Annotated in this window: 3 protein-coding genes and 2 pseudogenes; 1 reads left to right on the plus strand and 4 read right to left on the minus strand. The window is 52.7% G+C overall.

The window, feature by feature from the left end; all coding sequences use genetic code 11:
- Positions 1–137: 137 nt before the first annotated feature.
- Positions 138–716 (minus strand): toxin-activating lysine-acyltransferase, encoded by a 579-nt coding sequence (locus ACJ5NV_RS19095; protein WP_411646317.1) that lies wholly within the window; start codon positions 714–716, stop codon positions 138–140.
- Entirely contained in the window at positions 713–5518 is a 4806-nt protein-coding gene (locus ACJ5NV_RS19100; protein WP_411646319.1) for a hypothetical protein, read from the minus strand. The genes ACJ5NV_RS19095 and ACJ5NV_RS19100 overlap by 4 nt, the downstream gene beginning before the upstream one ends.
- Before the next feature lie 407 nt (positions 5519–5925).
- Between ACJ5NV_RS19100 and ACJ5NV_RS19105 the strand changes: the two are divergent.
- Positions 5926–6219 (plus strand): annotated as a pseudogene (locus ACJ5NV_RS19105) (transposase); the annotation flags it as partial.
- Here the strand turns inward: ACJ5NV_RS19105 and ACJ5NV_RS19110 are convergent.
- Both ACJ5NV_RS19110 and ACJ5NV_RS19115 read right to left on the minus strand, forming a co-directional pair.
- A complete protein-coding gene (locus tag ACJ5NV_RS19110) occupies positions 6194–6628 on the minus strand; it encodes a hypothetical protein (RefSeq protein WP_411646320.1) in 435 nt (144 codons plus the stop codon). The pseudogene ACJ5NV_RS19105 and the gene ACJ5NV_RS19110 overlap by 26 nt on opposite strands.
- Before the next feature lie 249 nt (positions 6629–6877).
- A pseudogene (locus ACJ5NV_RS19115) lies at positions 6878–7600 on the minus strand (type I restriction-modification enzyme R subunit C-terminal domain-containing protein); the annotation flags it as partial.
- Positions 7601–7677 lie beyond the last annotated feature (77 nt).

Raw genomic sequence — 7677 nt, forward strand, 5'->3', positions numbered from 1 at the left:
TCACTTTTCACAATAGTTGACCTGCCGATTAATGCTCCCTCATTGATCTGCCCCCACAATGTTCAAACGCTGGAACGTACAAAAAGACTGTACCCCGCCCTGATGGCATCAATATCAAAAATCCCCATCGCGGTTGCTCAATCCGGGGCGGCGGGTTCTTTTTGATGTTCTTGCATCAGACCAAAACCGCGTCCTTCTTCGGGATGCTGGCGCAGGCTTTCGAAGAGGTCTTGGTAGAGGCTGGCGCGTAGCGCGCTTGCTTCTTGCCGGGTCAGATCGGAACCCGCGTAGGTCGCGATACGGGCGTTCTTTTGGCCCGGTTTAACGCGGATCGACCGGGCCAGATCACGCGGGAAACGGTCGGCCATGCGCCCGCGCAAGTCCCGTGTGTCGCGGGCGTTGAATGGCGCGACCCAATCGACAAACCACAGCCGGTCACCACCGGTCCAATCCTCGGGGCGGAGCGAATTGGGGTCGATCACAAACCGCGTTTCGACCTCCAGCGTCACCCACGCCCAGGAACAATAGGCGCGCGGCACCCCTTCCCGTTCAAGGATGGCATATTGCCCAGTCATTACTGCAGGTAACACAAAGCGCGATTGCAGCGCGACAGGCCAAGATTTATGCAGCCCAGAATTGGACCACAGCCAGAAAATGCGTCCGCACGCGCCATACAGTTTGTCCAGCGCGGCGGCATCTTTACTTGCGTCGCTCACAGGTCGAACTGTTCTTGAACGAGGTCGACAAACGCATCTTGGAACGTATCGTCGGACAGATCCTGCAAGTTATCCAGAGCATCGAGTGCATTCTGCACACGCTCCAAATTTCCATGAATGTTGTCGCGATGGTTAAGGGTATAGTCTATCTCATCAAGCGAAACGTTCCCCAAAAAGCTTTGATCAAACACAAAGACGTCGCCATCTTTATCTTCAACATACTGCGTTTTTAATACGCCACTGCCATCTTCCTTGTAGAAATCCTTCAGCGTGATTGAGGACTTGAGGTTAGAGGTCACGATGACCAAATCATCACCTTCCATTGCGAAACGAATACCATTCAGATCGGTACCGGTAAATTTGAATGTATTTCCGACCCAGTCCTGTGCATCCATTTCTACAATGATATCATGCGAGACATACCAATGGTCACGCACGAAAGTATCAAAGCCAGCACCGCCCGACAGCACATCCGAACCGCCGCCGCCTTCGATGATGTCGTGACCACCTGATCCAAAGATCGTGTCAGATACCTCGCTCCCGATCAGGGAATTGCTCATGTCGTCGCCGACCAGCGTGACCGAGCTAAACATACCTGCGGCAGACAATTCTGTTCCCATGACCATCTCGCCATCAAACAGTATAAAATCGTCCATACCGCCGGACTTGATTTCAAGACGCGCAAGCCCCGGGCCCGTGTAGTTATATGAATAGAAATCATAAGAGTACCAACCGGATACTTCAGCCTCATAGGTGCCTGTCGTATGTACGTGCGCACTGTGGTTCCCAAGAACCAGTTCGTCGTTGATCGTAAACAGCGTCCAATCATCATTTGTTTCACGGAACTCGTAGCTTTCCCCGGCTTCCAACCAAATTTCGCCGGAATAATGATGTAAAGTATCATCTGCGACGAAATCATCAATCACACTCGTTGCCCGCTCTACGCTATCCGCGGCGCGAGAACCGGCGTAATCTGAGAAGTCCGAGATGTTTGTAAATGATGTATTTTCATAGGTCTCAACCAGCCCATTGCGTGTCAAAAAATTCAGCCCGCTGGGTGGTGTCAGTACGTCATCAATCATGGCCTGAAAGTCAGCCGCATGCCAGATTGTATCCAGCGTCGCGTCTCCGGTCAGGTTTCCGTTCAGCATCCGGCTTTCGAAACCCAGAAGCTGCTCAAGCCGGACATCACCAACGATATGTTCAAACTGAGTACCCGTACTGACATTGCGCACTTCAAGTTCCGTACGATCATCACCGGCGTGGTTATACGCATAGAAACTATAGTCATACCATCCCGCTTCATCTGCGGTGAAAGTGCCCGTTGCGGATTGGTGCGAAGCATAATCTCGTATGATTCTCTCATCATCAATGTACAGGACAGCCTTGTCGTCTACGGTTTCGCGGAATTCATAGGTTTCACCCGCCTGAAGATAGATTTTACCTTGATATTCCTTTAGCATGTAGGGGTCGTTGTCACCGATCAATGCGCCTTCGAACTCATCAATCGTATCGGCATCATGGTCATTAGCCCAATCAACAAATTGGGACGTCTGAAGATTTACATCGCTATAGGTGTGGACGGTCATGACCGTGGATGACATGTCTTCGTAAGGGACCTCAAACGTGCCCAGATCGAAATGCAAGAATTCGACATCGTTAAAGACAGCAAGCCCGAAATCATCACCCGTGCCCTGCATCATGTAGGATTCGAGGCTGGCAGCGATGACATCCGCATCCGCGCCCACGCCCAACATCCGTGACAGCAGTATGGAATAAGCGCTGGCAAGCTGCTGTTCAGCATATTGCCCCCGCAGCGCATCATGCGTCGCCTCGTCGAAATACACCCGATCCAGATCCGCACCGCCATCAATGTAAACGGCGTCCGTGACTACGGCGCTGCCATCGGCCATTTTGGAAAGTGCTCCCGTCAGCGCTTCACCGACATAGATGTGATCGTCACCTTCACCCCCAAGGGTAACTGAGGTGGATTCAGCCAGCATAATCCTGTCGTCACCGCCGAACCCAAAGATTTGATCGACAATTGTGGAGCCACTCATATCCAATACGTCATCAAGCGACGTGCCATGGAAGCGTTCGACGTACATCAGTTTGTCCTGAACGGTCGTTACCTCACCCCGTTCTTTCAGCTCAATCGACCGGTATTCGATGGTCTCAGTTCGTTTTCCGTGCGCTTCTTCAAATTCCCCCACCACTTCGGTGTAAACCTTGCTGTCGGCGCGCAGTGTCTTGTCCACAAGGATTTCATCTCCTGTCGCCTTTGCGCTGATCCCCTTGGTCAACAGTTCGTCGCCCATACGCGTGTAGGATACTGTATCAGTGCCTTTTCCGCCGTTGAAGGTGATCGCAGAATCGTAACCAAAATAGGTATCATCGCCACCGCCAGCGTTGATCTCCATGTCGAGTGTTATGTCATTGCCATTGATGTCGCGGGCGTGATTGATCACATTGACCATGTTGAAGGTCGTATTCGTTTCAGCGCCACTATCAACGATCTTCCATCCTGCCATATCTTCGATCGTCAGCGATGTACGGAATTCATTTTTGCCGGTTTCCTCGCGCGATGTGGATTCATTGCCGGACGCCAGCAATGGCGACATGAAGGTCAGATAGACCTTCTCTGATCCGCGATCCGCCAGTGTAAGGGTATCCGAACCCTCCTGCTCGCTGAGCATGATTTCTTCCGGGTCCCAGCCGCCGGCTGTCGTATACGTATCGGCATAGTGTTTCGCCGTCTTCCGCAGCTCGCCACCGGTCTTTGATATTGCGGCCGTCGACAAATCATTTGCCGTCAGCACTTGGCTGCCCAACCCGATTGCGGCGTCAAAATCCTCGTCCAGCATTTTGTCAAAATAGTCTGCGTAATTCTCGCGCAGCTCATCTTGCCGATCATCAAAACTCAGGTCGAAAAATTCTTCGACGGTGCGCCCGTCCGCAGTCATGTCCGCGCGCAGATCATCGGCGATGCCCTCAAGCCGGGCCTGTTCAGTAGCCCGCACAATGCCGGATATCACGGCCCCCACGACCGCAGTCGCAATGGCCAGCGGGGCACCCACACCGGTTGCCGCCATCGCTGATGCACCAATCCCGAACGCCATATCCAAAGCGGCGGTCGACCCATAGAAGGCCTTTTTGGCGTGGAGCGTGTCATTCAGCGCATCACCCAATGCAGCCTCAGTCGCACTACCTTCGGAATCAAGCCCGTCGATCCGCTCCTCAATCGCGTCAAATTCAGCCCAGCGTGCCGGGTTGATCGCACTGGCGATCGATGCGAACCCACCCAAAATCGGGATTGCCTTCAACGCATATGCGCTTGTCATCGCACCAGTCGTGACCATGCTCGTCAAAACGCCGTCAATGCCCGACAACGCCATTACCGTACCTTGCAGAGCCAGTTCAGCCTGCAGATATGTCCGCTCCTGATCACTCAGGTCGGGATTGTCGAGCTGCTTGGCGATCTCACTCATCATGAGGCCAGCGCTGGCTATCCCGGCTGTTGCGGCCATCCCCGTAAATGCTGCGCCCAGCTTGCCTGCGGTTGTCTCGCCGAAAAGGTCTGCTGCGCCCGTATGTTGGGTGGCACTGGCGAGGCCATAGAACGCGTCGGTGGTAGCCCCAAGCCCGAGCGCCGCCAGCACCTCATCGCTTGCGTTGCCAGCCGTCGCCACAGCCCCAAGTCCCATAGCAATCCGAACAGCTGAAATCCCGTTGTCCATCATCCCCGAATTAGCCCACTTATTCGGGTTGGAGTCGTCGTAAGCAAAATCGTTGTTGCTAGCCCTGACATCTGCCATGTCGCCGATGCCCTCCAGCGCATTGCCCAACACAATAGATTGGCTCAGCAGCTTACCTTGGGCGTCCGCTTTTTCTTCGAGCTTGAGATTTATGTTGTCGTTTATCCCGGGCTCAGCTGCATCCAGTGCCGCCCTTTTCGCTTGGTCGGCACTTATCTGGTCTTCAAGTCCGGCGATTATAGCTAACTTCGCCCTGCCTTCGGCGCTATCAGGATCAAGGAGCGCCAACTCGGCGCGCGCCTCTGCCAAGGCACCACGGTTCTGATTAAGCGCCTCCTGCACATCCATATACGCATCGTTGTGGGCCTGCTTGGCAGCAACCGCATCGTGGTACGCGTTTTCCGCCGCATCGGTCAGGGCATTCAGGCGATCATATTCTTCTTGCGCGGCTGCTGCGGTATCCGCCCGCAAAGTGGCGTTTGCCTCCATGACGTCTAAATGCACCTTGGCCATTGCCTTTGCATCTGTGCCTTCGGTCAGCAGTTTTCTTTGGTTCGCATCAGCATACTCCAAAAGAAGCGTCTGATCGCGGTGAAATTCGCGGATCGACGCGGCCAGTTTCATCTCTGCGCGCTGCATTTGCATGATATACAGAGCGGATCCGACCTGCGCCGCGCTCATCATGGATTCAAGAACCAGAAAACCACGTGTCGCGGCCTCGCCATCAGCATAGCCGTCAACCACTTTACGGGTCATCCCCGTAATCGTATCGGCCATCCAGTTGGCCTGCTTTACATCCTTGGCGACATGGTTCATCTGCCACTTCAGTACGTTGGGCACATCACTGGATGACCCCCCGTCGGAAAAAGCCTGCTGCAGCTTCGTCAATGCAGTAAATATACCGCCGACCTTCTGCCCCGCAATATAACCCGCGGCATCAAAGGAATCCAAACCCTCGAACTCGAAGCCGATGTGTTCTTGAAATAACTGTATAAAATATTCGTCAGCTTGGCGTAGATCAATATCCGCAATATTCGGTACAGTCATTTGATTTCTCGCTTTTTTATTTTATCGAAGTTAACGGTACGAACAAAGAAAAACCTGACAACTGAATTATTGAGACATGCGTCGTTGGGCGAAATCTTGCGCAAGATAGCTAGTGCGCGATGGCTATCGGCTTGAAATTAAGCTATTTTTCGCAACAGTGTTAAGAAATTTTCTATTTTGTATATTCAGTGCCTGGTGTACTATGAAGTGGCCCCCAAAAATTGGACAGTGAGCTCAGGGGTAAAGGCGCTTGATCCGCTCGTTTTCTTCGTTGATTTTACGCATGCTCGGGCGCTCCTCAGCAAGTGTTAGTTTAGGTGACTGGCAGCAGGGGTATCTATTAGGGTCAGGGCCCATTGATTTCGCGCTGGTGGCGTGATTCACGGTTCGAAAACTGAGCGGTGAACATGTCTGATCTTTTCTGGCTGACGGATGCGCAGATGGCACGTCTTGATCCTTTCTTCCCTCAGTCCCACGGCAAACCACGTGTCGATGATCGGCCTGCGTTGAGTGGGATTACCTTCATTAATCGCAATGGCTTACGGTGGCGGGATGCCCCTGCGGTCTATGGGCCGCATAAGACGCTCTACAATCGCTGGAAGCGTTAGAGCGACAGGCGCATCTTCGTGCGTATGATGGCCGGTCTTGCTGCCGATCACGGCGAGAAGAAAACGGTCATGATCGACGCGACCGACCTGAAGAGAGGTGTTCGCGGAAATTTGGTCCTGCCGTTAAGGTGGATCGCATGACGAAAGTGACGATCCGAAATGAAGAAACGAAAGAACCATTCGACCCGCTGCCCGGCAGTGAAAACGCCGTTTTGATGAGAGAGAATTCAAAGCCAAGGTTGCGCATGAATCGATCCGCGAGGAGATGACGCTGGCGAAGCGGTCCAAGAAGTATGGCGTTCACCTTCGATGCCCATTGGCCGAGCTTGACCGAGCGCACTTTGTTCGCTGTCGGATCCCACTTGTTGACGTACCAAGTCTTAACGCCGGTCTTTGTCACACAAAGGCGCAAGCCTTTCTGCTTGGGGTCTGTGTACCAGACGGTCTTGTCCGGCGTCGGAATCGCACCGATGTTGGTGTCGGTGAATTTGATATGGGGCATTTTTGAAATCCTTGTAATGGCCTTCGCGTTACAATGTTCACGTTATGTTCTAATCGCGCTCAAACCCAACCACAGATTGCGCAAGCACCTCATTTCATTGAGGTAATTGCTTTGAAACTCGATATTTAGCCCACACGGACTCACAATAAAGACCTAAGCAATTACTTTAAATAAATAAAACACAATCAGCCTAACAAGATACCCCCAATGATACCCCCAAACTCACTTCTTAGAGCCATTGTACAGGCATCAGTTGGCGTAAATATGCGTTTGAATATCCATGAATGCGCGCTTGATATCGGGGATAGCACCTAGTGCATTCTTTGCACCATTGGTCCCGCCATATCTGACACGCAAGAAGTCACCGATCTTCGATAGGGCAAGTTCATCAACCCCGTGGTTTTCATAGGCTGCTAACACCGCTTCAAGAAATGAGCGCATCTCTCCTTCAACCCCAGCCAACCCAACATCGCGCGCCGCACTGGCCCGCTGTGAACGGGCCACAGGAACCAAAGTGAATTTGACATAGGCCAGCACGTCAAAGACATCGCTGTTCGGCGCATCAATCAACCGCTTCATGTCTTCTAACCGGTCATTGTCATAGCCACGATCAGCAAGCACCTTGAAGAACTGGACACGTGTCTCGGGATTGCTCCAAATCGCGCGCAGGTGATCTTCGTCATTTACCAAATCACTCAGGTCGCCAAACAACTGCTGCATGAACTCTTCGCCAGAGATCATCTTGCCATCGTGCGAAAAATACGTCGTGGTTGCGATATACTTGATCTGGCGTTCTTTGCCGTCTGCCAACTTAATCACAATCTTTGCTTCTGGCTCTGGACCCGTTTCAGGCGGCTCGCCCGTAACCGCACCAGTCTGGCTTGGCCTTGACGGCTTGGGATTGTCGGGTGGCAACGGCTCACCGTCCCACTCAGGGTCGTTGAAGTGTTCGTAGGCCTTCACGAAGTCAAATGTAACCCGTCACGGCCATTGAGACAGAGCGGTACTTTTGCTTAGGGAGAGTTTTCGGTTCATCGTATTCCTTGAAA

This window comes from Loktanella agnita (assembly GCF_046640325.1).
GTDB classification, from domain to species: domain Bacteria; phylum Pseudomonadota; class Alphaproteobacteria; order Rhodobacterales; family Rhodobacteraceae; genus Yoonia; species Yoonia agnita.

What these genes read in the sequence shown, in the direction of transcription:
- ACJ5NV_RS19100 (WP_411646319.1), bottom strand. Translation starts at nt 5,518, where the DNA reads ATGACTGTACCGAATATTGCGGATATTGATCTACGCCAAGCTGACGAA.
- ACJ5NV_RS19110 (WP_411646320.1), bottom strand. Translation starts at nt 6,628, where the DNA reads ATGCCCCATATCAAATTCACCGACACCAACATCGGTGCGATTCCGACG.